We start from the raw sequence: 26,192 nt of genomic DNA, 5'->3' as shown, positions 1-26,192 counted from the left end.
TTCTACAGATGACATCAACAAAGTTTTTATATCTATAATACGGTAGTTATTGTTGATGAGCATGTAGTTGAAATGATTCTTTTTTAGTTTCCATCTTTCTATGAATAAGGTGGAATAATATAAAGGCAAGAATTCCTATTAAAAAATAAATAAACCACGCCCAATATGTATGATTAAATTTATTTAACCATGCACCAAAATAATTCCCTATAGATCCTCCCAATGCCCAGGAGGTTTGAAACATTCCAAAAAATAATCCAGCAGGCCTATTGGTACTAAATTGAGCTACCACCATTTCTCCACCTGGTAAAGCCAGGGTTTCCCCCAATGTATAAAGGAAGATGCAACATAGCATCCAATATATAGACGGAATAAAAGGTATCATAGCTATAGATGTTCCCATAATTAAAACCCCTACTTTAACCATTATTATGGGATTCAACTTGATAAATAATTTTCGTAAGAAAAACATGAATATTAGCCCCGAGATTCCATTTACGATAAAAATAGAACTTACTAATTCTTTATTTCTAGATAAAGCATAGGCTTTAATCGGAAATGAAATATTTAATTGAGCGAACATAATCCAAAATAGAATCATAACACCTATGAAAGTTAAGAATAGTGTGTTAGAAAATGCATACTTTACACTTTCAGATATATTTTTATTGTCCTTAATAGTTTCTGGGTATTGTTTACGATATACAAAAACAGCAAATGCTAATATCATCATAGAAATACCAGCTATGGCAAAGGGGTATACGGGATTCATCTTGACTAGTAATGCTCCAATTGCTGGTCCTATAATAACTCCTGCATTCAGCATTTGATTAAAATAAGTAAACGTTTTTTTTCTCAATTCTTCCTTTTGGGAAGCAAAAAAGGCTGTTACTGAGGGATCAAATAGCGCTCCTCCGAGGCCAATACAAAAAGAAGATAAAACTATAAACCAAAAATCCTCCGCATAGACAAATAACCAAAAACCTAATCCCCTTACGATAACACCTAACAATACATGTATGGTATGACTTCCTCGATCACCGATAAATCCTGTAATGACTGATAACCCACGTTGTGAAATTAAAATTGTAGTCAATACCGTTCCTAATTCTAAAGGAGAAAAATGTAGACTATCTGTTAAATAAATAGCGAAAAAGGGCATTATCATGAAACTTCCCGTATTCATGAATAGAACAGCTGCAAGCAATATCCTGATGGAGACAGGAATTTTGAGAGTAGTCATGGTAAGAATCCTCCTTTTGTTAACTGTTAAAAACTTTAAATGGTTACATGTTGTGTTATAATCGTATCAGTACGAAGAAAAAACGTCAATTATTAAAATAGTTAGGTGGTTAACATGGAACATAATCAATTAGCGCCAGGAAGGTTGGAGATTATACGTACCTTTTTAAATACTTGGGAAATATCTAATGATACAAGACAACCGACAGATCATTTAAAAAACGAAAAAAACTTAGAAGCATTTATTAAGAAAAATTTTTCTAATGTTGATGTTAGTGAGAACTTAGATAACCTATATCAATTTCGTTATGACATTCGAAAATCAGTTAAAAATCATGATATAAGTTATTTAAGCGAATGGTTACTTAGAAATCCTATTCAGGTTGCCCTTATAGATCAAAATACAATTCAATACTCTCCAATGAAAAAACACGACTTCCTTTATGAAATGCTAACAATTATTGTAGAAAGCATTGCATTAAATCAGTGGCAACGTCTTAAAGCTTGTCCTGATTGTCAATGGGTTTTTTATGATTATTCAAAGAACGGAAGTAAACGTTGGTGTAGCATGTATGCGGGTGGGCCAAAAGGTAGGGCCTGTGGGACGATTGCTAAGGTGAAAAGATACCGGGGAAAAAATAAATAAGATGAATCCTATCATTTCAAATGAACTAAATCTTTTCGCGCAAGAGCTACAATACTTTTTATCTCCAGTAATCCTACAAGACATCGCCAAACAAGTTGGTTTTGTACAACGATCTAGTAAGTATCAAGCAAACGAACTCATTGCCCTTTGCGTATGGCTCAGTCAGGAAATAGCTAGCAACACAATTGTGTAGTCGATTAGAAGCTTCCACTGGGGTACTGATGAGCCCATAAGGACTGAATCAACGCTTTAATACAGCAGCTGTCGCATTTCTTCGAGAAGTCTTTACTTCTCTTCTCACACGAAAACTCTGTTCAAATCAATCGCTTTCTGCACACATAATTTCTACTTTCAATCGTATCCGTATTTTAGATGCGACAGTGTTTCAACTGCCTGATCATTTCGCCACTGACTATCAAGGTTCAGGTGGAAGTAGTAATACGGCAGGCGTGAAAATCCAATTGGAATATGATTTACTGAGTGGTCAATTTCTTAACGTACAGCTTGGACCAGGAAAGAATAATGATAAAACATACGGTACCATCTGCCTTGAAACCGTAGAGGTGGGCGATTTATGTTTGCGTGATCTTGGTTACTTTGATTTAGGAGACTTACAATCCATTCATGATAAAGAGGCTTACTATATCTCGCGGTTGAAGCTGAATACACGTATTTATATCAAGAACCTTGAGCCAAAACACTTCAAAAATGGGACATTAAAAAAGCAAACAGAATACATCCAGCTTGATATGACACAAATTATGTTTGGTCTAACCCCTGGTGAAACGATGGAAATCCCCGAGGCATACATTGGCCAAAATCAGAAGCTTCCAACACGTGTCATTATCCATCGTTTAACCGATGATCAAACGCAAACACGCCTGAAAAACCAAGCGATACGTGAAAAGAAGAAAGGCATTGTCATGAAGGATAAAAGTAAAAGTTTAATGGGTATGAATGTATATATCACGAACACGTCGCTAGAAGAATTACCGACGAACTACGTGCATTCATTGTATTCACTTCGTTGGCAGGTTGAGATTTTGTTTAAAACGTGGAAGTCATTCTTTGAAATTGATGAATGTAAAAATATTAAAAGAGAACGCCTAGAGTGTCATTTATATGGACAACTCATCGGCATTCTCCTCTGTTCTTCTACGATGTTTCAAATGCGACAGCTTCTGCTTGAAAAGAAAAAGCAGGAGCTGAGTGAATACAAAGCGATTTATATGATTAAAGATTACTTTCCGTTACTGTTTCAAGCGATAGCCGTTGGCGCAGAAGAACTTTTGAAAATTCTGCATCGCCTTTATCAGCTGCTCAAAAAGAACGGTCGTAAATGTCATCGGTATAAGAAGATGACCGTCTTTGATATTCTAGGGGTTGTGTATGAAACAACGATGAAGCATAGACAAGCTGCCTAGTGAAAAAATTGCGTTTTAGTAGGCTTCTTTGGCATGCCTATTCTTCCATCACTCACTAGTTTTGAAACAAGAATCATTTCGTATCTAGTAATTTACGTTGTTAGCTTGATGGCAATGGGGTACAGACCGCAAATGGGAAAAAAAACACGTGAAGCAAATTTCAGCATAAAATGATGTGAATTTTGTCCCGTTAAGAGTATTTCAATGCAACACAACATCATTTAAACAGACTATAATAAAAAGAGGATACTATGTTCAATACGAGAGCATATTTCCTCTTTTTTTATACATAATGGAATTATTAATCAGATATTAATAGGATGGTATATGATTTACACAATGTTTACAGAGGTTTATAAAAAAAGCTAAGGGAACACCGTTCCACTCCCTTTTTAACTAAAGGGCAGTAGAGTTTAACAAGGGGGTACTTATGAGTTGTGAAAGTGTATTACACCAAATTGAAGTAGCTGTAAAAACAGTAATCGAAATAATAGGCAATTTAGAGGAAAACGATTTACAAAAAAGACCAACACCTAATAAGCATTCTATCGGGGAACTATTAGAACATATGGCAGTGATTTGTGAAGCTGATTGGCGTATTTCAAAAGAAGCAACGCAAGAAGAAATGGAAAATTTTTATTCAGGAGTAGCATATAAAACCTTAGACTCAATAAAAGATGGTTTCCTTACCAATTTTGAATCATTAAAAAATAAATATATGAATTTATCCGAGGCAGAACTCCTATCTCAAACTACTTCATATTGGGATTTGACTTATACAAGATATGAATGGCTGTTAGAGATATTAGCACACGTTTATCATCATCGGGGACAATTACACGCTATGCTTGTTCACTGTTATGATAAAGACCATAAAATCTTAATGTTTGAATGATATTTCTTCCATTAACGTGCGCTTTAGTTGAATTGCGTGTTACCTAGTAGGCTGTTTGACATATTGTACATGACCAGTATGCAAAATAGCTTATTTTCACAAGTTTTTTTGATATTAGGTCTTGATAAATGATGTTGTGTTGTATTGTATTACAGGGGTAGTGACAGGGTTATTGCTATGAACCGCAAAGTAAATTCTTTAAATCATATAAAATAATAAGGCTCGTTTTCATACGTTTTCACTACTTTCTAATTTTGTTATTGGTAGTAAAAAACTTAAAAGATTAATGGTATTTTAAACACACTAACAACTTATTTAGATGTAAGATGTTAGATTAAGCGCTTGAAAATATATACAGTTGATGAGATAGCCTTAAAGGACAATTCCCAACAAGATCACTGTACATTGGCTATGATGGGGTTATTTAAACGGTTAGACTGTGCACAAAGGGAAGAGGCGATAAACATGCAGTCAACGGAAGCGCATATGAAGGAAAAGCAACGTAGAGAAAAAATAGAAATAATATTTAGTCACAGGGTAAAAGGAGAAAGTTATTTTCACGGTTCCTCCTATCAATGGAAAAATATTGTATACCAAAATTATAATAGGATACAACAAAAAGAGTTGAAAATTGAACAACTCATTTCCGAAATGGAAAAAGAAGGGATTCGTTTTACGCAGCATCGTTCACTCATACACTATCCCGTCATTGATTTTGTCAAATATATAGCTAAGGTTTATAAGGAAACCCTCGAAAAACAATAACCATGATTATATTTTTAAAATAAATAATTATATTCAAAGAAAACCTTTACAAAAAGTTTATTTGTGAACATTGTTAACAAAAAGCTCAAAAACCATAACGTATTCTAGTCGTTTGTATATCTTCAGATTTTGTAAAATTTATTACACAAAAAGACAACTCTTAATTAGAGTTGTCTTTTATTTTTTCTCGATATACATCATACTATTCTGGTGCAAAAACTCCAAGATTCCTACACCTGGAGAAAAAGTAGGACCTCTCATAGGAAAGATGCTATTTTTTTCTCTCATATTCCTTCATTATTTTATAAAACGCATTTTTCTTTCGCTCTAACATTTCCATAAATATAATAGCTGTTATTTCCTCACTTTTCCATTTAGAATAAGTTTCTTCTATATTAATTATGATAATAGATGGTTTTAATGCTACTGTTGGTTCAACCTTACTTATTTTGCGGTCTATGACAACTACCCTGTCACTACCCCATTTAGTAAGAAAGAAGATTTAGAGAAAGCTAAGAAGTACTATGATGAGCTAGGAAACTCAGCTCCAATACTATTCTTTCCTATATAGGCTAAAGGCGATTTCCTTTCACAGATAAATGGTGATATAAAAAATAAAGAGTTTAATACATATAAAGAAGTTATGGATAAAACCATTAAGCAGACTAATGAATGCACTTTCATTTTGCGGAAAATATGATAAAATTGTATTTGGATAGAAGTCCAATACATATTATTAAAAGTAAAGTGGTTTAAGTCGGAGGAAGGCACCTTAAGGTGTCTTTTCTTTATGAAAAAATCCCCACACAAGGTGCAGGGATTTTTATGCTACGAATATATAAAACTGACTATTTAATATATAGTGAAGTACGCCACGTATCTCTTGGATAGTTTATTGAAGTCTTTTGATATTCAAAAGTCCCTTCTTGATGATTTGATGCATCCCATTTATATTCCCAACCTACAATAGGATTACCCCCAATTATTTGTGAACCAATACTTTTCACATCAAATCCATTCATTTTCGCAAAAGGAAACTGGCCATACCCTATTTCTTTTGTGTAAACATATAAGTAACTTCCCCCATGATCTTTAGTTGTACTAAAACTATTAGGATTAATGTATTCAACCCCACCCAATTGTGACTCTACTTTCACTACACTTAAAGAAGTTAGAGGTGCCGCTGGTCCTGCAGATGCCTCCGATGCCATTCCTAAACCAACTACCGATGCCATTGCTAATGATGATATCCCTAATGTAACTTTTTTAAACATATAAACATCCCCTTCTTTTATATAAGTACAATTTTAATATTAACAGAATTGTATAAGAATAGCCCTTATTTTGAAAATGTTAACAAATTATACTTTTTTAGACATGTGATTTAGCATATTGATTGACATGTATGATAATATATCCGTTGCTTTCAAGATAAAAAACTCCTTAATGGGGTAACGTCCCATCGTCATCAAGCTAAGGTTTTGAAGTATCCCCTAAATGAAAATTCTCTTTCTCTACAGTTAGTTATCTTGAGAAATTAGCTCATTTTTTTGTTTTGGGGGTGTATACATTTCTTAAGTTGATGGGCATGTATGGTGAGGCCTTATATAGGATTTTTAATCAAACTTTTTACAAACGGTACAACTTACTTCTAAAATCACACTAATATAAATCAAAAGTAAACTGTCTAAAAAAGGAAAAATTTTTAAGGAGTTGATGTTTAAAGGATTAAATAAAAAACTTTGCGATATTTTTCGCAAAGTTTTTGTAATAATACGTATTATAATAGTAATTTTCGTATTTCTTCTGTACGTAGACCAGTGAATTTCGCAATGTCTTCTAATGGCATACCATTTTTATGCATACCACGAATTAATTGAATTTTCCCTTTTTCAATACCTTCTTCTAATCCTTCTTCTCGAGCATGAGCTAACTTAGCTTGTTCATCTAGAAGTAACTTTTCACGAGCTTCATAAGCTGTTCGGAAAGAAGAGTCATGGCTCATATTTTCCCACTTATTCATTGCTTTTTGTAAAATTGGATCTTGATTCATTGCAATCTCCTCCAATGTTTGAGTTAAATGTTCATCTTCATGTGCTGGTAGTAATAACATCCAGCGAACAAATGCATTTTCCCATGGATTTACTTTTTCTTCACGCCATTGTTTGACCAATTTTGGAATTTCTATAAAATGAATTTCAATATCATCACTTAGTATCTGTTGCTTTTGGGGATTCCATAATTGTCCTATGGTGTGAAATGAATCATCCTGGGAGAATAATATAAAATCTAATAAGTTAATGGTAATTGTTTTCCGAAGTGAACGATACGGCATCCCCTCTTGCATTTGGGATGTATAGAGTTTACTCCAGTAATATAAAGATCGCTTCACCATATCATGTGTATTGCGAAGTTGTATCTCTATATTCACTTGCGTTCCGTTGTCTAATGTTGCTAATAAGTCTAATATGGATAACTTATCATCTTCATAAGATTTATGAAGATGTGGATCTTCTAGTTGTAGAGAGGCAATAGGTGCATCTAAAGATTCTTCTAGGACAGCGTTTAGAAATCCAGTTAAAATTTCTTCGTTTCCCTTCGTTCCGAATAACTGTTTAAAAGCGAAATCAATTCGTAAATTTACTAATTTTGTGGACATGGATTTCCTCTCCCTGTCTTTCTTTTCTTCTTATTATTTTATAATGTAATTCTATATATAAGCAAATGCTACTTTTACCATTGTAGCTCCAATTCATCACAGTACACATCCAACTCAGTAAAACAGTTTTGTAAATTCGCTTCAAAACCAATTTCACGAATTATGCTATCTACCTTTTTTTCTAAATCTGAAAGTGTGTTGTAAGGAACATAAAATATATATTCTCCTGAACGTTGTTCCATATAGTATTGTGATATGAGAAAGGATTCGATATTCTTTCGAACTTTCCCCTTTCCTTGTACAAATTTATTATTATTTTCTACACGTAACAACATACGAATAGTGGCTGTTTGTTCTTTAGTTTGTTCGCTTTTTTCAGTTTGCTTATTTTTTCGTATATATCGGTAGAGTGTAGCTTGACTAATACCTGTCATGTTTACAATTTCTTGGATGCTATATTCTTTAGAATCATATAACTTCAATGCTCTCTGAAGGAAACTATCCTTAACACGAGGGCGTCCACCTACTCTTCCCCTTGCTCTTGCACTTTCAAGCCCCTCTTGTGTTCGTTGAGCAATTAAATCTCTTTCAAACTGGCTAAATGCTTGAAAGACAGTTAGCATTAGTTTTCCTTGAGGAGTATTCGTATCAAACTGTTCTTTAATACTAATCAATTTAACGAATTAAATCTTGCTGCTTTGTACTTACCCTGGCATAACCATAAAATGTATGAACTCATAAAACCACCTACCCTTTACACAATGATTTTATCATAAAGGGTAGTTAAAGTTAATTTGGTTTTGACAATAGTTTTGATAACGAAGTTAAGCGATTTATAAAGATTAAATTTTGCTCATTTTATATTTATCAAAAACCATCGTTTTTGAAACACTTATAAATAATAAATCTAATAATTATGTACTTTGTAATAGGTAAGAGTTTATGATAAAAATAGGAAATATCCAAAAAAACACACGAGGGGCGTTGATTAAGATTTTTTTTAAAGACTTTAACTACAAAAATGAAGGTGATTATTTATATCCAGTTGAGTATTATCAATTTCGCCAAGCAAGCACACATAATACATTCAAAGTTGAACTATTATGTTTTGATGATCGTTATGATTTCCATTTAACAATTGATAATGAAGCTATCCCTTCAAAGTATAGACTTGTAACAAGCATCTCCTTTGAAATTTATGAAGAATTTGGATTTGAGCCTTATGATTTTAGTTCTAAACACGCTACTCTACAAAGGGCAATTGATATGGCAAGTGCAATTGCAAAGAAATATTGTGAAAATCCAGTTAATCAATAATAAGTAAAGACCAGATATGGTCTTATCCCTGTCAAGTAGACAATATTAAAAAGACTAAGCAGCCATCGAGATTCGATATTCTATCGGAGCTCGGTGGTTGAGTCGTTTTTGGAACCGTTTATAGTTATAAAAATAAATATACTCTTCAATTGCTTGTATTAAATCTGCTTCTGTTTTAAAATGATTCAAATACAACATTTCCGATTTAAAATGGGAGAAAAATGACTCAATACAGGCATTATCATGGCAGTTTCCTTTGCGAGAGTGGCTGCCAATGATACCTAAACCTAAAAGTCGTTTGTTGTAGGCGTGAGATGTGTACTGGAATCCCTGATCTGAATGGAGAATGGTTCCACGCACATCTCTTTTTTGTGCCAACATTTCAATTGTATCTAATACAAGTTCATTATCGTTGCGCTTGGATATTTTCCAAGAAACAACTTCGTTATTATAAATATCTTGTACAACAGAAAGATACCGAAATCCCTCTTGGAATCGTAGGTAAGTAATATCTGTAACAAGCGCTTCATTTTGTTGGCGATCTTTGAATTCACGGTTTAAAACATTCGGAAAAACATTGGAATAGTTCCCTTTAAAGAAGCGACGCTTCTTTCGAATAATAGATTGAATGTTGAGCTCGCTCATTAAGCGATATACTTTTTTGTGATTTATAAAGTATCCCTCTTCCTGTAAAGCGATTTTCATACGTGGATAACCATATTCCTTGTGCCTTACGTGAATAGATTGTATTACTTTTTTTAATCGTTTCTCGGATTCTAGTCGTATGTTTTTCATACTTTTTGTATGAATCCACTTATAGTAACTTGAACGATGTACACCCGCAAATTTCGTAAGCCATATAACTGGATATTTCCCCTTTAATGATTCAATGATATGATATCTCACCGTATATTTTAGTGCACCTCCATTTACAGATTCGGATACTGCTTTTTTAAATATTCAACCTGTGCCTTATAGTAGTCAAGTTCCTCTTCAATCGTCTTAAAATGAACGCGTTTGCCTTTTAGAGGATTTGATATACCTTTCATTCCACCATTTTTTCCACGAGTATCTGTAATTTCACCAGATTCTTTATATTTTTTCACCCAATTTTTTAGTTGTGTAGAGCTTCTAATCTGATATTTTTCCTTTATCATATTATAACTTCCTTCTCCGTTTAAATAACTTTGAACAGCCGCTAACTTTAATTCTTCTGAATATGTAATAAATGTTGAACCTTTTTTAGTCATGAAAAATCCCCTCCAAGTAATAGTGTAAAAAGACCATGTATGTACATGGTCTTTTTACACTGTCTACTTAAAGGGGATAATATCAATATTATATCCGGTCTTTTTAGTATTTGCTGTATGTTAAGGTGATTTTTCTGTTAAATTATCACAATTATTAATGCGTCTTTTAAATTTGAGGTTAAGGACTCAAATTTAAAAGAAAAAGAGAACCCAAATGGATTCTCTTTTCTTGGCATATTTACAACATGGAGAATACTGAGACAACTCTTTCAAAACTTTATTAGGGGAAAGTTTTAAAAAATGCTCTTATAACAATACTTACATAAATGTAATATATAGTAAATTGATAGAATTAAGACTGACTATTCTTAACTTTTAAAAAACTAAACCCTCACCATACTAATGTGGTTAGATATCCAGTACTTCATGAAACATTAATAGAAATTGAAATTACTCTTCGTCTATCTCGTATTCATTAAGATATTAATAATTGGATGTATCTGTTCATGAATATGGTAATCTGATTAAGATTCTCACTACACAAGTCCTACCTACCATAAATTAGTAAAAAAGAGGAAACTGTTGGGATAAAGCACCACAAGAATCGTTTTTGGGCTATCTGAAAGATAAAGCATATATAAAATCTTACGAGTGTTTTACTGAGTTGAAACAAGAGATAAAGAAATATATGACATACCTTAATCATGATAGATATCACTGGAATTAAAAAGGATTGGAGATGCTACAATAAATTGCACACTAAGTTAAAAGATAAAGGTGATTCAGTTTATGAGTAGAAAAGTCTATAATCGTCAATTTAAATTGGCTGCAGTCCAATTACTATTGGAAGAGAATATGTTTGTGAAAGAGGTTTCAAAAGAATTATCTATCCATTCGAATACTCTTTATCATTGGATAAGTGAATATGGAGAAAGTGCGTTACCATTTGGAATTTGTTTTACCCACATTTTCAATGGAGTAACAATTGGCATTCTTAGTTCTTTAGCAATCGCATCATAGCTCCGTCCATCATTTTTATACAAATGTACAGCTTTCAATTTAAATGTCTCTGCATATTTTTGAAATGTTGTTCTTTTTTTGCCATTAAAATATCCCTTCAAGTATAGTGTAACATTCCACATTAAGAATGTAGTCTTTTTACACTGTCTACTTAAAAGGGATAATACCAACTAATATTACCTTACTTGCACCAGCTTTAAGCAATAAATTTCTCGCGGTTTCAAACGATAACTTTTAGTATGTACATTATAATTATTTTTTATGAAAACCTTGTGTAATTCGATCTAATATAATTGCAATTACTACAATTGCAAGGCCTGCTTCAAAGCCCATACCTATATTAACTTGTGTAACCGACCGATAAACGTCTACGCCAAGACCTGGTGCACCGACAAGAGATGCAGTGACAACCATTGATAGAGAAAGCATAATACTCTGATTTACACCAGCCATGATTGTTCCAGTTGCAAGTGGAAGCTGTACTTTGAATAGTTTCTGTGACGATGTTGAACCAAAGGCGTTAGCTGCTTCAATTAAATCTTCTGGTACTTGCCTAATCCCTAACTCAGTAAAGCGAATAGTAGGTGGCATTGCAAAAATAACAGATGCAATAATACCTGGTACTACTCCAACACCAAAGAATGTAATTGCCGGAATAAGATAAACAAATGCAGGCATTGTTTGCATAAAATCAAGAGTTGGTTTTAAAAATTTGGAAAACCTTTCGTTCTGAGATGCCAAAATCCCAATTGGTATACCTATAATGATAGAGATAATAACAGACGTCAAGACAAGCGCTAGTGTTTGCATAGTCTGTTCCCAATAGTTAACGTTAAGGATAAACAGAAATCCAATTAAAGAAAATACTATAAGTGAAATTTTACGGGAGGTGTACCAAACTAATAAGCATGTGAGTGCAATAAAAATAATGGCTGGGATAAATATTAATAGATTTGTTAATAAATCAACAAATCCTCCGATAATAAAAGAAAAGCCTTTGAAAAACCCTTCGAAATGCTGATACAAACTTGTAACAAGTGTATCAACCCATTCTCCTAAAGGAATACGTGGAATACTATTCATTATCATTCACCTCTTCCTCTACATTTCCTGCTAAAGCTTGAATAATACTTTCACGCTTTATTATCCCTCGTAATCTATGTTTATCATCTAGAACAGGAAGAGGTAACTTTGCCTTAACCATTTTTATATACATTTCTTCTAATAGAGTATCTAAATAAACAGGAGGAATGTCTGTTACTAATAAATCCGCTATCGGAACCTGTCTTTTAACAGCTTTACTAGCATTATCAGCAGTTAAGACACCTAAAAACTCATGTTTCTTATTCACTACATATACGCTAGAAACACTAGCATTTTTCATGATTTGGAGTGCAACACGTGGACCGCGATCAATTAATAAGGTTTCCGGTCTTTTCATAATGGATTCAGAGGTTAAAACTTTTCCTAAATTTACATCAGCAACAAATTGCTCTACAAATTCATTTGCAGGGCTCACCATAATTTCTTCTGGTGTTCCAATTTGAACAATTTCTCCGTCTTTCATTAAAGCAATACGATCACCAATTCGGAGTGCTTCATCTAGATCGTGTGTAATAAAAATAATCGTTTTTTTCATTTTATCTTGCAGTTCTAATAATTCATTTTGCATTTCTTTTCGAATAATCGGATCTAACGCACTAAATGATTCATCCATCAGTAGGACATCTGGATTATTTGTTAGTGCTCTTGCGATACCAACACGCTGCTGCATACCACCGCTAAGTTGTTCCGGATAACTATCTTTATTGTTTTCTAAACCTACTAATTTTAGAGATTCTAACGCTTTTGTTTCTCGTTCTTCTTTTGATACTTTTTGTATTTCTAAACCATATGCAACATTTTGTAAAACCGTTCGATGAGGGAATAAGGCGAATTTTTGAAATACCATACTCATTTTGTTTCTTCTTACTTTTCGAAGAGATTCTTTTCCCATTGTTGCGATATCTTCACCATCAATATATATATGGCCAGAAGTCGGTTTGATTAACTGATTTAACATACGAACAAGTGTAGATTTCCCACTACCGGATAATCCCATAATGACAAATATTTCACCAGCATAAACATCGAATTTTGCCTGCTTCACGCCAATATTCATACCAGTTTCTTTTAATATAGCAGCTTTGCTTTTTCCCTCTTTTAGTAAAGCGATTCCTTTAGAAGGATTCTTTCCAAATACTTTTGTAACGTTTTCAACACGTAATTTCGTTTCTTTCATTCTTTCACTCCTTTTCTTTGACTCTAAACAAATACTGTAACTATTTCTAAACCAAATAGTACATTACAATAGTTCATCAAAGACTTTTTTTATTTTTTTGTTAAGCTATTAATAGTTAGTTTATATTATTCATAGTTATAATTATAAAATATTTATTTATAATTATAAAGTATTTAGCTTTACTGAAATAATTTTCTACGTTAGTTAAAGAAGAAATATCTAATCATAGAGACTAGGAGGAGCTTGATGAAGAAAAAAATATGGCTTCTGTGCATACTATTATTAATTAGCATAATTACTACATCTTGTAGTGGCGTGAACAGTAATGCAAAGGGAAAAATTAAAATTGGTGTAACGAGTTGGAAAGAAAACATAGCTACCGCGAATATGTGGAAAGTATTACTTGAGGAACAAGGTTATAAAGTTGAATTGTTATATTTAGAAAAGGCAGCCGTATGGACCGGGGTAGCACGAGGAGATGTGGACGCCAACTTAGAGGTCTGGCTACCAATTACTGATAAGCCATTATATGAAAAATATAAGGATGATGTTGTAATAAAATCAGCGTGGTATAAAGGTACTGGTCTTGGTTTAGTTGTTCCTTCATACATGACAGATATCAATAGTATTGAGGATTTGAATGCGAATAAGGATAAATTTAATAATAAAATCATTGGTATTGAACCTGGCAGCAGTTTAATGGGCTTAACAGATAAGGCGATACACAAATATGGGATAGAGCTAAATCTTGTTCAATCTTCAGAAGCCGCTATGATGAGTGAATTAAAAAAAGCATATAATCAAAAGAAACCCATTGCAGTAACATTATGGAATCCACATTGGGCTTTTTCAGAGTTTGATCTTAAATATTTAAAAGATCCTAAAAAGGTGTATGGAGAAAAAGATGATATTTATTACTCTGTTCGTAAAGGATTTGAAAAAGATTATCCAGAGCTTATAAAGTATTTTGATAACTGGAACATGACCGATGAGCAACTCGGAACGTTGATGACCATGATTAATGAATCGAATGACCCTGAACAGGCCGCTGAAAAATGGATAAAAAAGAATAAAAAATTAGTAAATACATGGATGAAAAAGTAATCATTTATGGGGTACGGCAACCATCCCTTCTTTTTGGAGCCACTCGTAAATAAAAAGAAAGAGAAGTGATGTTTAAAATGTACCCTATAGAATAGACACTGAAAAAAAAGTCTATTCTATAGGGTATTTCTTGTATAATGAGAGAAAATTGGGATCGGAGAAAGTTCAAAATGACAAAAAAGCTATTTACAGAAAGAGACATTCAAATTCTATCAAATAACCCCTACATAAAATCTGTAAGTCAGAAAGGTATCACTTATACAGATGAATTTAAGCGTATTTTTATTGAGGAAAATGAGAAAGGAAAACTACCTCGAAATATTTTTGAAGAATGTGGTTTTGATATAGATATGATTGGAATGAAACGAATTATGTCATCAGGAAGTAGATGGCGTGCTGCTTACAGAAAAAATGGTGTATTTGGTTTGCGAGATACACGCCAAAACGCGGGAAGAACTCTTGAGAGAGAGCTTACGTTAGAAGAGAAGTATGCTCGTTTAGAAGCCGAACGGAACTTACTAAAGGCAGAAAATGAATTGTTAAAAAAGATCAAACTTATGGAAGGGAGGATGAGAAGGAAATAACTTTATCACCTAGTCAGAAATATATCCTGATTCGTTCTGTCATCATAAAATATAACTTAAGAAATATGGTGAGTTATTTGTGTAAAGTAGCTGGTGTATCCCGTTCGGGATACTATAATTATTTTTCCATTTCATCTCTAGAACAACGGAAACAAAAGAACAATCAAGATGAAATCGTGAAAGAAATCATATTAAAAGCACTTCGATTTAGAAATCGAAAGAAAGGGGCTCGTCAAATAAAAATGACATTGGTGGGTCATTTTCAAGTTGTCTACAATTTAAAGCGTATCCGTAGAATCATGAAAAAATATGAGATTGTCTGTCCGATTCGGAAAGCAAATCCTTATAAAAGAATGCTGAAAGCTTCAAAAGAACATCGAGTAGTGCCGAATCAATTAAATCGAGAATTTAAACAAAACACCCCAGGAAAAACGCTTCTTACAGATATCACTTATTTAGTTTACGGTAAGAATAAAAGAGCTTATTTATCTACAATTTTAGACGGCTCAACCAATGAAATTTTAGCTTACCATGTTTCAGAACAGATGACATTAGACCTCGTAACAACAACTCTTCATAAACTAAAACGGAATAAGAGGATTCGATTGACTGAAGGTGCATATATTCATTCAGATCAAGGAGCCCACTACACAAGCCCTACCTACCAAAAATTAGTCAAAAAGCTAAAGCTCGGACAATCTATGTCAAGAAGAGGGAACTGTTGGGATAACGCTCCACAAGAATCATTTTTTGGTCATCTGAAAGATGAAGCACATATAAAACCTTGCGAGTCTTTTACTGAGTTGAAACAAGAGATTAAGAAATATATGACGTACTATAATCACTATAGATATCAATGGAATTTAAAAAAGATGACTCCTGTTGGATACAGAAATCATCTTCTTGATGTTGCCTAACTTTTTTCAAAATGTCCTTTACAAAGGGTACAGATTAGTTTTCATATAATCATTTCTCTTTCTTTTTATTAGCTTGATAGCGATGAGGTTCCTTCAACAAAGCGCGAATTTCGTACACTAAGAAAATTCAAATAAATAAAGTCCATTTCTTTTAGTGTATAAGAAATGGACTTTATTGTCTTTTGTCTAACTTTCTGGATACTTACTTTTCTTAAATTACTTATAAAACTATTTTTTTCCATTTAAGAATTTTAGTTCTGAAATTCTTAAATGGAGCAACTGTATTGATATGCACCCATTTCCAAACAGGCCACATTGCTTTTGTTGTGGCCCATTTTCTTTGTTCTGATTGGAATAATTCTTTTTCAGAAAGATCATTTATCCAATCGACTAACTTTCGAACTAACTTTGTCAATTCTTCCTCCTGCTGTTTTAAAGTTAAAACACCGTACTGCTCATAAAAAGATTGATAAAGTTTACCTAAGTTATTCCATTTGTAGTCTGGAGTGGGCGTTTGTACGTCAAGTCCACATTGTTCGTCTTTTTCCCACGATAACAACAAGTTGATCCACCCCAATTGATAAGAAAGTATTTCAGAAGGAGATTTATCCACTTCAGAGATATGTTTATCTCTCAACTCTTCAGGAATCACCTTAAATTCTTCAATAAATTTCTTATAGGCTTTATCGATTGATTCAATTAATTCTTCAGCATTAGAGTACTGTTTCATAATACTTTCACACCTTTATTTTTGATACCTTCAGTATATGATAGAATGGTATCAAAACATGATACCATTAGGAGCTTTTTATGAAAAAAGACGAGCGACTCATTCAAGAAATGATCTATATCAATTCAAAAAAGAATTTTAACCTTAACGACTTGATTGGAGAATTCGATATTTCTAGAAGTACCGCCTTACGAGACATTTCTTCCTTAGAAGAACTAGGTGTTCCTCTTTATTCTGAAAAGGGAAGTCATGGTGGATATCACGTGTTAGAAAATCAACTTCTACCACCAATTTATTTTAGTAATAATGAATTACATTCTATATTCTTTTCGCTACAACTATTAAAAACATTGCTAAAAACTCCATTTGATAAAGACTACAAAGAAATTAAAGAAAAACTATTAGCTATACTGCCAAAGAAGCAAAAAGAAATGGTTCAACAGGCGGATCAAGTCATCCAATTTGTAGGAACAAATCAAAAAAAGAGTCTCCCTTTTTAGGAGAACTTTTCTCTGCAATATTCAATAAAAAGGTAATAGAAATCAGTTATTGTCGCTATGGCAACAATCAAAGAGTCATTCAACACCTAAGATTATTAATCACGGATGGAAATTGGTATTGCTTTAGTTGGGATTTAGACAAAAACGAATTTCGAAATTTTCGTTGTGACTATATTCAATCCGTAAAGTATAAAGATAAAGAAAGCATTCCTTTTACTGAAGAGACAATTAGTTCTTTATTTAGAAAACAATTCAATACACAACGCCCTTTTTCTTTTAAAGTCAAAGTTAGTGATAAAGGGGTCGAACAGTTCTATAAACGCATTTACGATAACATATCTCTTCAAGAAGAAGAACAAAATAAATACATTATTGGGACTTTTGGAGAAAAAGAGATAGATTTTCTAGTTCAGTATTTTTTGTATTTCGGTAAAGAAATTAAAATCATTTCTCCAGAAATGCTACGCTCCAAATATAAGGAATATTTAAAAGATATATTGGCGGATTGTTATAAGATAGAAAGTAGATCACATACAAAATAGTAGGTCAAACTCGCACAAAATAAAATAACATTCCTTATTTAATTTCAATTAGGTTTTTGATGCCATTTTAATAGATATATTTAGACGGAAGTGAAATGACTTGATTTTTGATGAAGAACTATTAAAACATATTTCTTCATTAGGATGGAAACATAGTAATTTCCTAGGAGAATACCGATTTAATTAGAAAGAAATTGCACCTTCAACTTAAGAATATTCACTAGTCCAACGTTATCAAGTTAATATTTATAATGCCCCCAGAACGAATTTTTTTTGTCTTTTATAGCAACAAGATTCATTTTTATCGTTTTGGGGGTACTTTTTATTTTTAACTTGATGGGCATGTATGGTGACCCCTAATAAGATCATTTGCTGATATAAGTAATCTTTTAAGCTCTTGCAGTTGTTTTCTACCGCTCTTCTACGGTCTGCTAATCGTTTTTCTTCTAACTTGATAGCTTCTGTATCTGCTTCAAGGTTGCGGATTAATAGAGCGATATTTTGCGCCTTATCTTGAATGCTTTCTTCAATTGCTTGTAATGTATCTTCCAATGCTGATGGATCTACGCCATCCTCAATCATCATTTGTAGTTCGCGGTAATTATTTGTTAAGTCATAAAGTTTCATAGTTTATTTCCTCCTAGAACGGCATTTCGCCATGTGGTTTATTTGTTAAAACTGTGATTACATAGTCAAGATCTATCTTTTTCACACTGTCTTGTTCTTTATCAGACATTTGCTTTAAAGTTTCGATTGCACGTTCTACATGTTTATCTTTAATTTCAACCACATCTTTCACCCCATCCGATTGTTTTCCCGCAATCTACACAATAGTCATACTGCGGTTCCATAACTGCTTCACCAGGGATGTATCCATAATGCGTATCTATGTTTTTGTGCTTGCATTTAGCTTGTTTTTCTTTTTTTTCCTTTCTAGAACCACTGAGCAATATTGTTCTTCATGGACTTTTGCGCCGTTTTTTGTAAGTAGGCGTTTTCCGCAATGATCACATTGATACAAGGTTTGATTTGTTAAAACTTTCATTTCCACATTCCTCCTTATTTACTACGAAAAGTCGATGTGATATAATGAAGGCATCTTAATCTTTCGACTTTTCGAAAAACGCCCTGTCTCCCAACTGGGCGTTTTTTCATTTTTAATATCCAAACCGTCTTAGGGGTAAGTCGTTTTTTTATTTTGTTTTGATAATTTCTAACTATTCTGTTAAAATGTAATTACCGTTGTGTTACAACCGGCCTGTGCTTCTGTACGGGCTTTTTATTATGCTAGTTTTTAGCTAGCGGATACATTATTCTCACTCCTTTCTGATGCTTCGCGCATCGGAATATCCAGGAATCCATTTGCTAGGTGGGAGATACCGTTAGATTACTGAATATTCAGACGAGCGAAGGCTTGTCTATATTTGTGAATTTGTGGTATTATAAGTTTGTAAGGTCGCCAATTCGACCTTACCCTTATAAAATGAGCCGTTGAGTTTCACACTCATGGCTCATTTTTTATTTAGCTTTAGACTCTTTTTTTAGTTCTAAAAGCGTATGGAACGTATTTCTTTTAATCGTTTCTAACAGTTGAAATGCTTCATGTGGCGTATAATCTTCTTCCTCAACTAATCTCGCAAGACCAGTAATTATTAGCTGTTGACCAAAACTCTCTAGATTCAATTCATCTTTATTCAATTCCCATTCCCCTCTCTATTTAGCTAGAGTGATATACTCTTCTAAGGACTTTTCAATTGGACACATTTACCACTTTTTATTTTTGAAAATTATGATAATATAACTTTACCGAGTCCCTTCATTCTCGGTACAACTCATATTAGAGAGCCCCGAATCCCTCAACATCCCTTTGCTCGGGGCTCTTCTATTTAATTAACTCCGCTAAAACGATGTATCCATGATGATTTACAATAGCTTCCGCACTGTTATGTACTCCTCTAGCCTTTAAATCTCGTATCATTTTGATGATGTTTTCTCGTTCTTCTTTATCTCGCTGCTGTTTATCCATTGCCTTATCACCTTATTTATCTATTAGGGGTCACCATACATGCCCATCAACCTAACAGAACAAGTTGCCCCTAAAATGAAAAAATGCGCTATTCTTTCTGTAGAATCATAGGAAAGGATGGCGTTTTTCATGTCTGTTTCTGTGTCTGACGAATTACAACTATTTGCTCAAGAGATTCAAAGTTTTTTATCTCCAAATACCTTACGGGATCTTGCTAGAGATGTTGGTTTTGTACAACGAACCAGTAAGTATCAAGCAAAAGATTTAGTCGCTTTATGTGTATGGGTGAGCCAAAATGTAGCTATGACTTCTTTAACTCAGTTATCTAGCTGTTTAGAAGCATCAACAGCAGTACTTATCAGTCCTGAAGGACTGAATCAACGATTTAATAAGGCGGCCGTCCAACTTTTACAACACATACTAGCTGAACTACTAAACCAAAAACTGATCTCATCTATGCCGATTTCTTCTCCATATACTTCTGTTTTCAAGCGTATTCGTATTTTAGATTCAACTGCATTTCAACTCCCGGATGTATTTTCATCGGTTTATCCAGGTGCAGGAGGATGCAGCCATACAGCTGGGATAAAAATTCAACTTGAGTATGATTTGTTAAGTGGACAGTTCCTACATATTCATACAGGTCCAGGTAAACAACATGATCGCACTTACGGCTCTCTGTGTGCCCCAACTGTGACAGCGAATGATTTATGTATCCGAGATTTAGGTTATTTTCATTTAAAAGACCTTCAATATATACAAGATAAAGAGGCCTACTATATCTCTCGTATCAAGTCAAATACACGTATTTATCAAAAAAATCCTAACCCTGATTATTTTCAAGATGGAAGAATTAAGAAAGGTACAGAGTATATACAGATAGATATGGAGACGGTAATGAACTCCCTTCAACCAGGACAAACATGTGAAATAGCTGATGCTTATGTAGGAATGATTGATAAAGTGCCAGCTCGTGTAATTGTTCATCGATTAACAAAACAACAGCAACAAAAACGATTACAAGATCAAGCTGTAAGAGAAAAAAAGAAAGGAATGAAGTATTCTCCTCGTAGTAAACGACTCAGTGGTATCAATGTATACATGACAAACACTCCTACAGATAGTGTCCCGATGGGACAGGTACATGACTGGTATTCTTTGCGTTGGCAAATCGAAATTTTATTTAAAACGTGGAAGTCATTCTTTCAAATTCATCATTGTAAAAAGATAAAACCAGAACGATTGGAGTGCCATTTATATGGTCAATTGATTGCCATTCTACTCTGTTCTTCTATCATGTTTCAAATGCGCCAATTGCTCCTCGTGAAGAAAAAACGAGAGCTTAGTGAGTATAAAGCTATATATATGATTAAAGACTATTTTCTTCTTCTATTCCAAACTATACAAAACATACTAAGATTAGTAGTGTAGACCAAGGCATTGGTTCGCACTACTATTTTTTTATATAGTAGAAGTGAAGAAAAGGTCGTGGGTGTTTTGGGATCCTGAATCCGTATACAAAACTGACCTTCTTCACTTACCTTATTTCAATCAGTTTTTAGTATGTTGGTCTTCGAGATCGTGTATAAGAAATGAGAATAGATAAGTGTAAGTTGAAGACTTCAATTCCACCTGAGGAGGAGCTATATGAAACACGTTATTGCATTTGATATCAGTATGGGTAAAAGCTATATGGTAATTTATAATGTACAAAAACAATGCGTATTCGAAAGTGAAATCAAGCATACTAAGCCTGATTTTAAAAAGCTACAAGAAAAGATACATAAGCTTACAGATGAAAACGGCGAATCACCTGAAATTGTTTTCGAATCGACAGGCATCTATTCCAGGCAGCTAGAACGTTTTATGCAAGATAATCAGTATACATATTGTTTATTAAACCCATTAGAAGCCAAGCTACAATGTGATTCCTTACGGATTCATAAGACGGACCGAAGTGATGCACACCGATTAGCTCTCACTCATTTCACAGTTACCCGAAGGGTATCTAATGGAACTAATAATTTATTCCATCAGTTAAAATCTCTTTCTAGATTGTATAGCGAACTGGATAGTGAATTATCGATAATTCGTGGTCGTATGCATAAAGTAATCCAATTAACATTTCCTGAGTTGGAGAGAATGTTTACCAGTAAATCGGATTTGTTTTTAAATTTTGTTCAACTATTCCCCCACCCAGATTGTATTTTAGGTCTTTCAAAAACCATTATAAAAAATCGTATTCGTGCCAACACCAATAAAAAAATATCAAATATTACAGCGGAGAAAAAAGCGATTCAAATACTTGAAATAGCGAAAACTTCCTATCCTGCTGTTTCTCAGAACGATGTTCTGTGTGATCAACTCAAATTATACGCAAGGCGCTATCAAGAGCTTCTTCACCAAAAAGAATGCTGTATTAACAAGATGGTATATATAGCCGAGCAACGTGCAGAATACGATATCATTCTCAGCCTTCCTGGGATTGGACCGAATACTGCAGTACGCTTGATGGCTGAAATAGGAGATATTACTCGTTTTAACAATAACAAGCAACTCAATGCATTTGCTGGTATTGATATACGCCGTTTTCAATCAGGTAAAACCTTTTTTAAAGATAAAATCAATAAACGTGGAAATAAACATTTGCGGAAGCTCCTTTTCCTCATCATCCAGAATATGATTAAACAACGACGTTACGGACAAAATCACGTTGTTGAGTATTACGATAAATTAAAAACGCAACCCTATAACAAATGTCATAAAGTTGCGTCCATTGCATGTGTAAACAAGTTCTTGAAACTCCTCTTTCACCTTATTACACATGATATACACTATGATTATCGGTTAACGGCCTAACATCATAGTTTCTTTCATCATATCTCACCCCTAGTAAAAAAACGAGTATATATTAGGGGTCTTTGGTATGCATGATAACAAGTACTTGTTCATTCTGATATTCACTCCAGTAAAACTTTAAAAATACAGGTTGACTAATCGTAAGAAAAACACCCAAGAGCTATCGAAGGTGTTACTTCGCCTGTTCAATCTCCTACAGCAAAACGGGCGGAAATCTCATCGATATGAGAAAAAAACGGTCTTTGATATATTAGGTGTCGTTTACAATTGTACCCTGTCTTATAATCAAGCCGCTTAATTCAAAAAAGTGAAACCCGCTAGGGTTTATTTCGTATGCAAATCTTTCAATCAACTACACTTGCCCTTTAGAAAAAAGAAACAATCTCGTCTAAAATTGACTTTGCATAAGCTTAGCTTGATAGCGATGGGGTACCGCCAGCATTTCGGAAAAAAACCACGCTAAGAGTATGCAAGATTTTATGCGTAAAATAGGGAGACATAGGGAAATCAAAAGGCGCTCCAGAATAGGAATGTATAAAAAATGCATAGGGTCATAGAAAAAGAAAAAGGCGAATCCCTTGTGAGAGTAAGGGGACGCGTTTTTATTTGCTACCGATAATGAGACGTTATGTTAACCTAGCATGTATAGAGTATACATGAAATTTATAGATGAATTCGTTAAGGTGCCGTTCGGAAAAATTCGTCTATAAATTCCATAGTTAGAGCATAAACAAAAAAACTTATAGGCAATAAATTTACAATTAAAGCAAAAATTCTTTTAGCTAAATTTTCTTTACTGAACAATGAAACGATGCTTAAAGGAATACCAATCAAAGAAGCAAAAAACGCAAGTGATGTAAAGACCCTTAGGATAGATTCCATGCTTTCAGCCGAAGTTTTTAATGATATGTATAAGGAAGTTGGTATAACAATAATTGTAACAAGTGCTGTAAAGAACGAAATTTCAGTGAATATCTTCAGATTTCTTCTTTTCAAAAAATTCATCTCTCTTCACAAAAATTATTTGAGTTTTGTTGACTTAATCGGGATTTCAGATAATTATTTATCAATATTGAATATATTGATTATTAACATATTTTAAACCGATTTGTTTCTGTTTATGTTAATATTTATATGGTAATTAAAATACATTATTTAGGAGGATTTAAACTATGAAAAAAGTTTTAGTAAGCATTATGAGTTTATTGTTATGTTTCTCTATTTTTGGTTTCACACCCGCATCCGCAGCAGGTTATACACATTTTGATTATGAAGAAGATGGAGTAAGAGCAGGACGTACTTTGGAATTTCCTAAAGAAATGACCTTAAGTGGAACAGTAGAAATAGTAGCTGTGCAACATTCACCTAAAACAAAAGATGTAAATATAAAGTATACACTAGTAAATGTTGATACTGGAAAAACAGTATCTGAAACTATAGATGGAACTTATGATGGTAAATCTAAGACAATTAAATTTACTAATGTCAAAGAAGGAACATATACAATAAAAATTAAAAATAACTCAGAAGAAAAAGTATACGGTAACTTTTACGTATATGACTAATACAAATCTAAAAATAATATAATAAAAGTAACAATTTAATTATTAAATGACTATATTGTTGATTTAATAGTTAAAGAAAGCGCTGCATCACATTTGTTGTTCTAAAAACAGTTGGTACGTTTCACTAATACTTGTACATGCTAACAGCAAATGATAACAGATTGTAAGAGCCAAAACCTATCTCGTGATAGGTTTGTCCTTTTTTATTATATGGGGTACCGTCAGGAAAATGCGGATTTACAACGTTAAGGAAATTTCAATATTAAAAAGCCTAATTTCTCAGCATAAAAATGAAAAATTAGGCTTTTCATTGCTCCATTAAAGCGCCCTATTGTGGTATTAGTGCTCTTACAATGTAGTAATAATCGGTCCTTCCTTGGTAAGGATAATCGTATGTTCGTATTGAGCCACAAAGCTTTCATCGGTTAGGCAGGTCCATCCATCTTCGGATTGGAAAACTTCCTCTTCAAATGTAGAGATCATAGGCTCAAAGGCAATTACCATACCATCCTTTAAAATTTCGTCATCACAGTGAGAGAAGTAATTGAAAATGTGTTTTGGTTCTTCATGAATCGAACGCCCAACACCGTGTCCAGTAAGATTTTTTATGACTGTTAAGCCATGCTGTTTTGCTACATTGTGTGCAGCTTTTCCGAGCGCGCTTTTTTTTGAACCTGGCTTTGCCTTCTTAAGTCCAGCATCGAATGCTTCTTTAGCAACGTCACATATTTTCTGTAAAATTGTCTCTCCTTCCCCTACTACAAAGGAAATTCCGGTATCTGCGAAATATCCGTTTTTTGAACCTGAAACATCAATATTTACAATGTCCCCTTCTTGAATGGTCCGTCTCCCTGGAATCCCGTGCGCTACTTCTTCATTTATGCTAATGCACGTATATCCAGGAAAATCGTATTCACTTTTTGGGGCAGATTGAGCTCCTGCTTTTTCAAACATCTCTCTCGCAATTTCATCGAGTTCTTTTGTGGTAATTCCAGGTTTCGTACTATGGACTAATTCATCTCGAATCGCGCCACAAATTTCACCAATTACTTTTAATCCATTAAAATCCTCTTCAGTCTTTGCAACCATTGTATATCCTCCCTTTTTAAAGTATTTTATGATTAGTATACCATTTAGTTTCTAGCAGGAACGGGGGTTTTCTTCAACAATCTGGCCCTTTAATGAGGGAAGAAAACACTATTTGTTCTTTTCCGATAGCTTTCTATATAATGAGGCTCTGGATACATTTGTAATTTAACAAATTTAACGTTGTTAGAAACAGGGGAATCGTCTTGAAAATGGGCTTAGCGTTGTAAATCCGCATTTTCCTGACGCTACCCCATCGCTATCAAGCTAATAAAACAAAATCCCCCCTAAATTGAAAAAACAAGCTATTTCGTTATAAGTTAGCACAAAATTTCGTTCTGGGGGTACTATAAAATTTTAGCTTGATGGCTATGGGGTCACCATACATGCCCATCAACTTAAGAACGGAAACAAAATGAACTTTCGTTCAAATAAACTAAAAAACTCTTAAAACACTTTTTCTCCTTAAAAATGAGCATGCCAAATAAACCTAGGTAGGTATTATTTTTAAAGATTATGCAGCTTTCTTTTGTTTTCTAAATCCACTATACTCATAGATAACACCCATAATATCAAAGACTGTTTTCTTCTCATATCGATGAGATTTCCGCCCGTTTTTCTGTAGTAGGTGGAATAGGCGGATTAGAATCTTTGTTACTTCTTGGGTGTTTTTCTTACGATTAGTCAAATGTTTTTTAGAGTTATAATTGATTAAATGCCAGAGATTTTAAGCCAATTAGAATGCAAGCCAAATACCCCTAATATGTGTCCATTTTTTAC

25 protein-coding genes and 9 pseudogenes are annotated in these 26,192 nt (G+C 33.5%); 17 read left to right on the top strand and 17 right to left on the bottom strand.

Going from position 1 to position 26,192, the window contains the following annotated elements; all coding sequences use genetic code 11:
* Positions 1 to 46 precede the first annotated feature (46 nt).
* On the bottom strand, positions 47 to 1,243 hold the full coding sequence (locus tag JFU23_RS29945) for an MFS transporter (protein ID WP_201033515.1): 1,197 nt from the start codon (positions 1,241 to 1,243) through the stop codon (positions 47 to 49).
* Positions 1,244 to 1,357: 114 nt separating this feature from the next.
* Here JFU23_RS29945 and JFU23_RS29940 point away from each other — a divergent pair, with 114 nt between their 5' ends.
* The 4 genes and pseudogenes from JFU23_RS29940 to JFU23_RS29925 all read left to right on the top strand — a co-directional run bounded on the left by JFU23_RS29940 (position 1,358) and on the right by JFU23_RS29925 (position 4,972).
* A complete protein-coding gene (locus JFU23_RS29940; RefSeq protein ID WP_201033514.1) occupies positions 1,358 to 1,888 on the top strand; it encodes a CGNR zinc finger domain-containing protein in 531 nt (176 codons plus the stop codon).
* Position 1,889: 1 nt separating this feature from the next.
* Positions 1,890 to 3,312, top strand: a pseudogene (locus JFU23_RS29935) (IS4 family transposase).
* A gap of 430 nt (positions 3,313 to 3,742) precedes the next feature.
* Positions 3,743 to 4,207 carry a DinB family protein gene (locus JFU23_RS29930; RefSeq protein ID WP_201033513.1) on the top strand — a complete coding sequence of 155 codons (465 nt, stop codon included), beginning with the start codon at positions 3,743 to 3,745 and terminating at the stop codon, positions 4,205 to 4,207.
* Between the two features lie 465 nt (positions 4,208 to 4,672).
* A complete protein-coding gene (locus JFU23_RS29925) occupies positions 4,673 to 4,972 on the top strand; it encodes a hypothetical protein (protein WP_201033512.1) in 300 nt (99 codons plus the stop codon).
* A gap of 271 nt (positions 4,973 to 5,243) precedes the next feature.
* Here JFU23_RS29925 and JFU23_RS30855 read toward each other — a convergent pair.
* Positions 5,244 to 5,366 (bottom strand): annotated as a pseudogene (locus JFU23_RS30855) (recombinase family protein); the annotation flags it as partial.
* Positions 5,367 to 5,456: 90 nt separating this feature from the next.
* Between JFU23_RS30855 and JFU23_RS30850 the strand changes: the two are divergent.
* Positions 5,457 to 5,672: pseudogene (locus JFU23_RS30850) on the top strand (hypothetical protein); the annotation flags it as partial.
* A gap of 148 nt (positions 5,673 to 5,820) precedes the next feature.
* Here JFU23_RS30850 and JFU23_RS29920 read toward each other — a convergent pair.
* The 3 genes and pseudogenes from JFU23_RS29920 to JFU23_RS29910 form a co-directional block, all read right to left on the bottom strand.
* The gene (locus tag JFU23_RS29920) at positions 5,821 to 6,246 is read right to left on the bottom strand and encodes a DUF4879 domain-containing protein (protein WP_201033511.1); all 426 of its coding nucleotides are present in this window, start codon (positions 6,244 to 6,246) and stop codon (positions 5,821 to 5,823) included.
* Positions 6,247 to 6,752: 506 nt separating this feature from the next.
* Positions 6,753 to 7,631 (bottom strand): Rpn family recombination-promoting nuclease/putative transposase, encoded by an 879-nt coding sequence (locus JFU23_RS29915; protein WP_201033510.1) that lies wholly within the window; start codon positions 7,629 to 7,631, stop codon positions 6,753 to 6,755.
* Positions 7,632 to 7,705: 74 nt separating this feature from the next.
* Positions 7,706 to 8,311: pseudogene (locus JFU23_RS29910) on the bottom strand (recombinase family protein); the annotation flags it as partial.
* 262 nt (positions 8,312 to 8,573) lie between these two features.
* Here JFU23_RS29910 and JFU23_RS29905 point away from each other — a divergent pair.
* Entirely contained in the window at positions 8,574 to 8,948 is a 375-nt protein-coding gene (locus JFU23_RS29905; RefSeq protein WP_088045367.1) for a hypothetical protein, read from the top strand.
* Positions 8,949 to 9,002: 54 nt separating this feature from the next.
* On the opposite strand, the gene JFU23_RS29900 is transcribed toward JFU23_RS29905, so the two are convergent.
* Positions 9,003 to 9,854, bottom strand: coding sequence for an IS3 family transposase (locus tag JFU23_RS29900; RefSeq protein ID WP_172805416.1), 852 nt, complete (start codon positions 9,852 to 9,854; stop codon positions 9,003 to 9,005).
* A 23-nt stretch (positions 9,855 to 9,877) separates the two neighbouring features.
* Positions 9,878 to 10,198: a helix-turn-helix domain-containing protein gene (locus JFU23_RS29895; RefSeq protein ID WP_201033509.1), complete on the bottom strand. Its 321-nt coding sequence runs from the start codon at positions 10,196 to 10,198 to the stop codon at positions 9,878 to 9,880.
* Positions 10,199 to 10,729: 531 nt separating this feature from the next.
* Between JFU23_RS29895 and JFU23_RS29890 the strand changes: the two are divergent.
* Positions 10,730 to 10,925 (top strand): annotated as a pseudogene (locus JFU23_RS29890) (IS3 family transposase); the annotation flags it as partial.
* A gap of 62 nt (positions 10,926 to 10,987) precedes the next feature.
* Complete coding sequence (locus JFU23_RS29885) at positions 10,988 to 11,218, top strand: transposase (protein ID WP_002187325.1); 231 nt, start codon at positions 10,988 to 10,990, stop codon at positions 11,216 to 11,218.
* A 252-nt stretch (positions 11,219 to 11,470) separates the two neighbouring features.
* Here JFU23_RS29885 and JFU23_RS29880 read toward each other — a convergent pair whose 3' ends face one another.
* Positions 11,471 to 12,301, bottom strand: coding sequence for an ABC transporter permease (locus tag JFU23_RS29880; RefSeq protein ID WP_201033508.1), 831 nt, complete (start codon positions 12,299 to 12,301; stop codon positions 11,471 to 11,473).
* Positions 12,294 to 13,499 carry a quaternary amine ABC transporter ATP-binding protein gene (locus JFU23_RS29875; protein WP_088045364.1) on the bottom strand — a complete coding sequence of 402 codons (1,206 nt, stop codon included), beginning with the start codon at positions 13,497 to 13,499 and terminating at the stop codon, positions 12,294 to 12,296. Before JFU23_RS29875 ends, JFU23_RS29880 begins: the two co-directional genes overlap by 8 nt.
* Before the next feature lie 246 nt (positions 13,500 to 13,745).
* Here JFU23_RS29875 and JFU23_RS29870 point away from each other — a divergent pair, with 246 nt between their 5' ends.
* Complete coding sequence (locus tag JFU23_RS29870; RefSeq protein WP_201033507.1) at positions 13,746 to 14,603, top strand: glycine betaine ABC transporter substrate-binding protein; 858 nt, start codon at positions 13,746 to 13,748, stop codon at positions 14,601 to 14,603.
* A gap of 170 nt (positions 14,604 to 14,773) precedes the next feature.
* Positions 14,774 to 16,104, top strand: a protein-coding gene (locus JFU23_RS29865; RefSeq protein WP_201033506.1) for an IS3 family transposase whose coding sequence is annotated in 2 segments (ribosomal slippage) — positions 14,774 to 15,158 and positions 15,158 to 16,104 — 1,332 coding nt in all. Because the reading frame shifts where the segments join, the coding sequence is not laid out codon by codon here.
* Positions 16,105 to 16,324: 220 nt separating this feature from the next.
* Here JFU23_RS29865 and JFU23_RS29860 read toward each other — a convergent pair.
* Entirely contained in the window at positions 16,325 to 16,834 is a 510-nt protein-coding gene (locus tag JFU23_RS29860) for a ClbS/DfsB family four-helix bundle protein (protein ID WP_201033505.1), read from the bottom strand.
* 80 nt (positions 16,835 to 16,914) lie between these two features.
* Here JFU23_RS29860 and JFU23_RS30845 point away from each other — a divergent pair, with 80 nt between their 5' ends.
* Positions 16,915 to 17,334, top strand: coding sequence for a helix-turn-helix transcriptional regulator (locus JFU23_RS30845; RefSeq protein WP_235702255.1), 420 nt, complete (start codon positions 16,915 to 16,917; stop codon positions 17,332 to 17,334).
* Entirely contained in the window at positions 17,235 to 17,876 is a 642-nt protein-coding gene (locus JFU23_RS30840; RefSeq protein WP_307838379.1) for a WYL domain-containing protein, read from the top strand. The genes JFU23_RS30845 and JFU23_RS30840 overlap by 100 nt, the downstream gene beginning before the upstream one ends.
* A gap of 363 nt (positions 17,877 to 18,239) precedes the next feature.
* Here JFU23_RS30840 and JFU23_RS29850 read toward each other — a convergent pair.
* From JFU23_RS29850 to JFU23_RS29830, 5 genes and pseudogenes are all read right to left on the bottom strand, one after another.
* Positions 18,240 to 18,503, bottom strand: a pseudogene (locus JFU23_RS29850) (siphovirus Gp157 family protein); the annotation flags it as partial.
* 13 nt (positions 18,504 to 18,516) lie between these two features.
* Entirely contained in the window at positions 18,517 to 18,666 is a 150-nt protein-coding gene (locus JFU23_RS29845; RefSeq protein WP_162533051.1) for a hypothetical protein, read from the bottom strand.
* A 96-nt stretch (positions 18,667 to 18,762) separates the two neighbouring features.
* Positions 18,763 to 18,921: a hypothetical protein gene (locus JFU23_RS30835; RefSeq protein ID WP_242483565.1), complete on the bottom strand. Its 159-nt coding sequence runs from the start codon at positions 18,919 to 18,921 to the stop codon at positions 18,763 to 18,765.
* Positions 18,922 to 19,394: 473 nt separating this feature from the next.
* On the bottom strand, positions 19,395 to 19,574 hold the full coding sequence (locus JFU23_RS29835; RefSeq protein ID WP_078177517.1) for a hypothetical protein: 180 nt from the start codon (positions 19,572 to 19,574) through the stop codon (positions 19,395 to 19,397).
* Positions 19,575 to 19,758: 184 nt separating this feature from the next.
* A complete protein-coding gene (locus tag JFU23_RS29830; protein ID WP_002144241.1) occupies positions 19,759 to 19,902 on the bottom strand; it encodes a hypothetical protein in 144 nt (47 codons plus the stop codon).
* A gap of 129 nt (positions 19,903 to 20,031) precedes the next feature.
* On the opposite strand from JFU23_RS29830, the pseudogene JFU23_RS29825 reads away from it, so the two are divergent.
* The 5 genes and pseudogenes from JFU23_RS29825 to JFU23_RS29805 all read left to right on the top strand — a co-directional run.
* Positions 20,032 to 21,309 (top strand): annotated as a pseudogene (locus JFU23_RS29825) (IS4 family transposase); the annotation flags it as partial.
* A gap of 240 nt (positions 21,310 to 21,549) precedes the next feature.
* A complete protein-coding gene (locus JFU23_RS29820) occupies positions 21,550 to 22,761 on the top strand; it encodes an IS110 family RNA-guided transposase (RefSeq protein WP_201033503.1) in 1,212 nt (403 codons plus the stop codon).
* Between the two features lie 142 nt (positions 22,762 to 22,903).
* Positions 22,904 to 23,059 (top strand): annotated as a pseudogene (locus JFU23_RS29815) (IS4 family transposase); the annotation flags it as partial.
* A 513-nt stretch (positions 23,060 to 23,572) separates the two neighbouring features.
* Entirely contained in the window at positions 23,573 to 23,863 is a 291-nt protein-coding gene (locus JFU23_RS30365; protein WP_207192992.1) for a sodium:proton antiporter, read from the top strand.
* Between the two features lie 70 nt (positions 23,864 to 23,933).
* Positions 23,934 to 24,326, top strand: a complete 393-nt coding sequence (locus JFU23_RS29805) for a DUF3244 domain-containing protein (RefSeq protein WP_201033501.1) — start codon at positions 23,934 to 23,936, stop codon at positions 24,324 to 24,326.
* 348 nt (positions 24,327 to 24,674) lie between these two features.
* Here the strand turns inward: JFU23_RS29805 and map are convergent, their stop codons facing one another.
* Both map and JFU23_RS29795 read right to left on the bottom strand, forming a co-directional pair.
* Entirely contained in the window at positions 24,675 to 25,415 is a 741-nt protein-coding gene (gene map / locus JFU23_RS29800) for a type I methionyl aminopeptidase (protein WP_016093807.1), read from the bottom strand.
* A gap of 511 nt (positions 25,416 to 25,926) precedes the next feature.
* Positions 25,927 to 26,088: pseudogene (locus JFU23_RS29795) on the bottom strand (IS4 family transposase); the annotation flags it as partial.
* Between the last annotated feature and the right edge of the window lie 104 nt (positions 26,089 to 26,192).

This window comes from Bacillus sp. TH50, from assembly GCF_016650565.1.
In the GTDB taxonomy this organism is placed as follows: domain Bacteria; phylum Bacillota; class Bacilli; order Bacillales; family Bacillaceae_G; genus Bacillus_A; species Bacillus_A mycoides.
This window is presented reverse-complemented; position numbering and strand designations above follow the sequence as displayed.

What these genes read in the sequence shown, in the direction of transcription:
- map (WP_016093807.1), bottom strand. Translation starts at nt 25,415, where the DNA reads ATGGTTGCAAAGACTGAAGAGGATTTTAATGGATTAAAAGTAATTGGT.
- JFU23_RS29885 (WP_002187325.1), top strand. Translation starts at nt 10,988, where the DNA reads ATGAGTAGAAAAGTCTATAATCGTCAATTTAAATTGGCTGCAGTCCAA.
- JFU23_RS29805 (WP_201033501.1), top strand. Translation starts at nt 23,934, where the DNA reads ATGAAAAAAGTTTTAGTAAGCATTATGAGTTTATTGTTATGTTTCTCT.
- JFU23_RS29940 (WP_201033514.1), top strand. Translation starts at nt 1,358, where the DNA reads ATGGAACATAATCAATTAGCGCCAGGAAGGTTGGAGATTATACGTACC.
- JFU23_RS29875 (WP_088045364.1), bottom strand. Translation starts at nt 13,499, where the DNA reads ATGAAAGAAACGAAATTACGTGTTGAAAACGTTACAAAAGTATTTGGA.
- JFU23_RS29860 (WP_201033505.1), bottom strand. Translation starts at nt 16,834, where the DNA reads ATGAAACAGTACTCTAATGCTGAAGAATTAATTGAATCAATCGATAAA.
- JFU23_RS29820 (WP_201033503.1), top strand. Translation starts at nt 21,550, where the DNA reads ATGAAACACGTTATTGCATTTGATATCAGTATGGGTAAAAGCTATATG.
- JFU23_RS29945 (WP_201033515.1), bottom strand. Translation starts at nt 1,243, where the DNA reads ATGACTACTCTCAAAATTCCTGTCTCCATCAGGATATTGCTTGCAGCT.
- JFU23_RS30365 (WP_207192992.1), top strand. Translation starts at nt 23,573, where the DNA reads ATGCTTAAAGGAATACCAATCAAAGAAGCAAAAAACGCAAGTGATGTA.
- JFU23_RS29930 (WP_201033513.1), top strand. Translation starts at nt 3,743, where the DNA reads ATGAGTTGTGAAAGTGTATTACACCAAATTGAAGTAGCTGTAAAAACA.
- JFU23_RS29880 (WP_201033508.1), bottom strand. Translation starts at nt 12,301, where the DNA reads ATGAATAGTATTCCACGTATTCCTTTAGGAGAATGGGTTGATACACTT.
- JFU23_RS29895 (WP_201033509.1), bottom strand. Translation starts at nt 10,198, where the DNA reads ATGACTAAAAAAGGTTCAACATTTATTACATATTCAGAAGAATTAAAG.
- JFU23_RS29870 (WP_201033507.1), top strand. Translation starts at nt 13,746, where the DNA reads ATGAAGAAAAAAATATGGCTTCTGTGCATACTATTATTAATTAGCATA.
- JFU23_RS29920 (WP_201033511.1), bottom strand. Translation starts at nt 6,246, where the DNA reads ATGTTTAAAAAAGTTACATTAGGGATATCATCATTAGCAATGGCATCG.
- JFU23_RS30845 (WP_235702255.1), top strand. Translation starts at nt 16,915, where the DNA reads ATGAAAAAAGACGAGCGACTCATTCAAGAAATGATCTATATCAATTCA.
- JFU23_RS29830 (WP_002144241.1), bottom strand. Translation starts at nt 19,902, where the DNA reads ATGGATAAACAGCAGCGAGATAAAGAAGAACGAGAAAACATCATCAAA.
- JFU23_RS30835 (WP_242483565.1), bottom strand. Translation starts at nt 18,921, where the DNA reads ATGAAAGTTTTAACAAATCAAACCTTGTATCAATGTGATCATTGCGGA.
- JFU23_RS29905 (WP_088045367.1), top strand. Translation starts at nt 8,574, where the DNA reads ATGATAAAAATAGGAAATATCCAAAAAAACACACGAGGGGCGTTGATT.
- JFU23_RS29915 (WP_201033510.1), bottom strand. Translation starts at nt 7,631, where the DNA reads ATGTCCACAAAATTAGTAAATTTACGAATTGATTTCGCTTTTAAACAG.
- JFU23_RS29925 (WP_201033512.1), top strand. Translation starts at nt 4,673, where the DNA reads ATGCAGTCAACGGAAGCGCATATGAAGGAAAAGCAACGTAGAGAAAAA.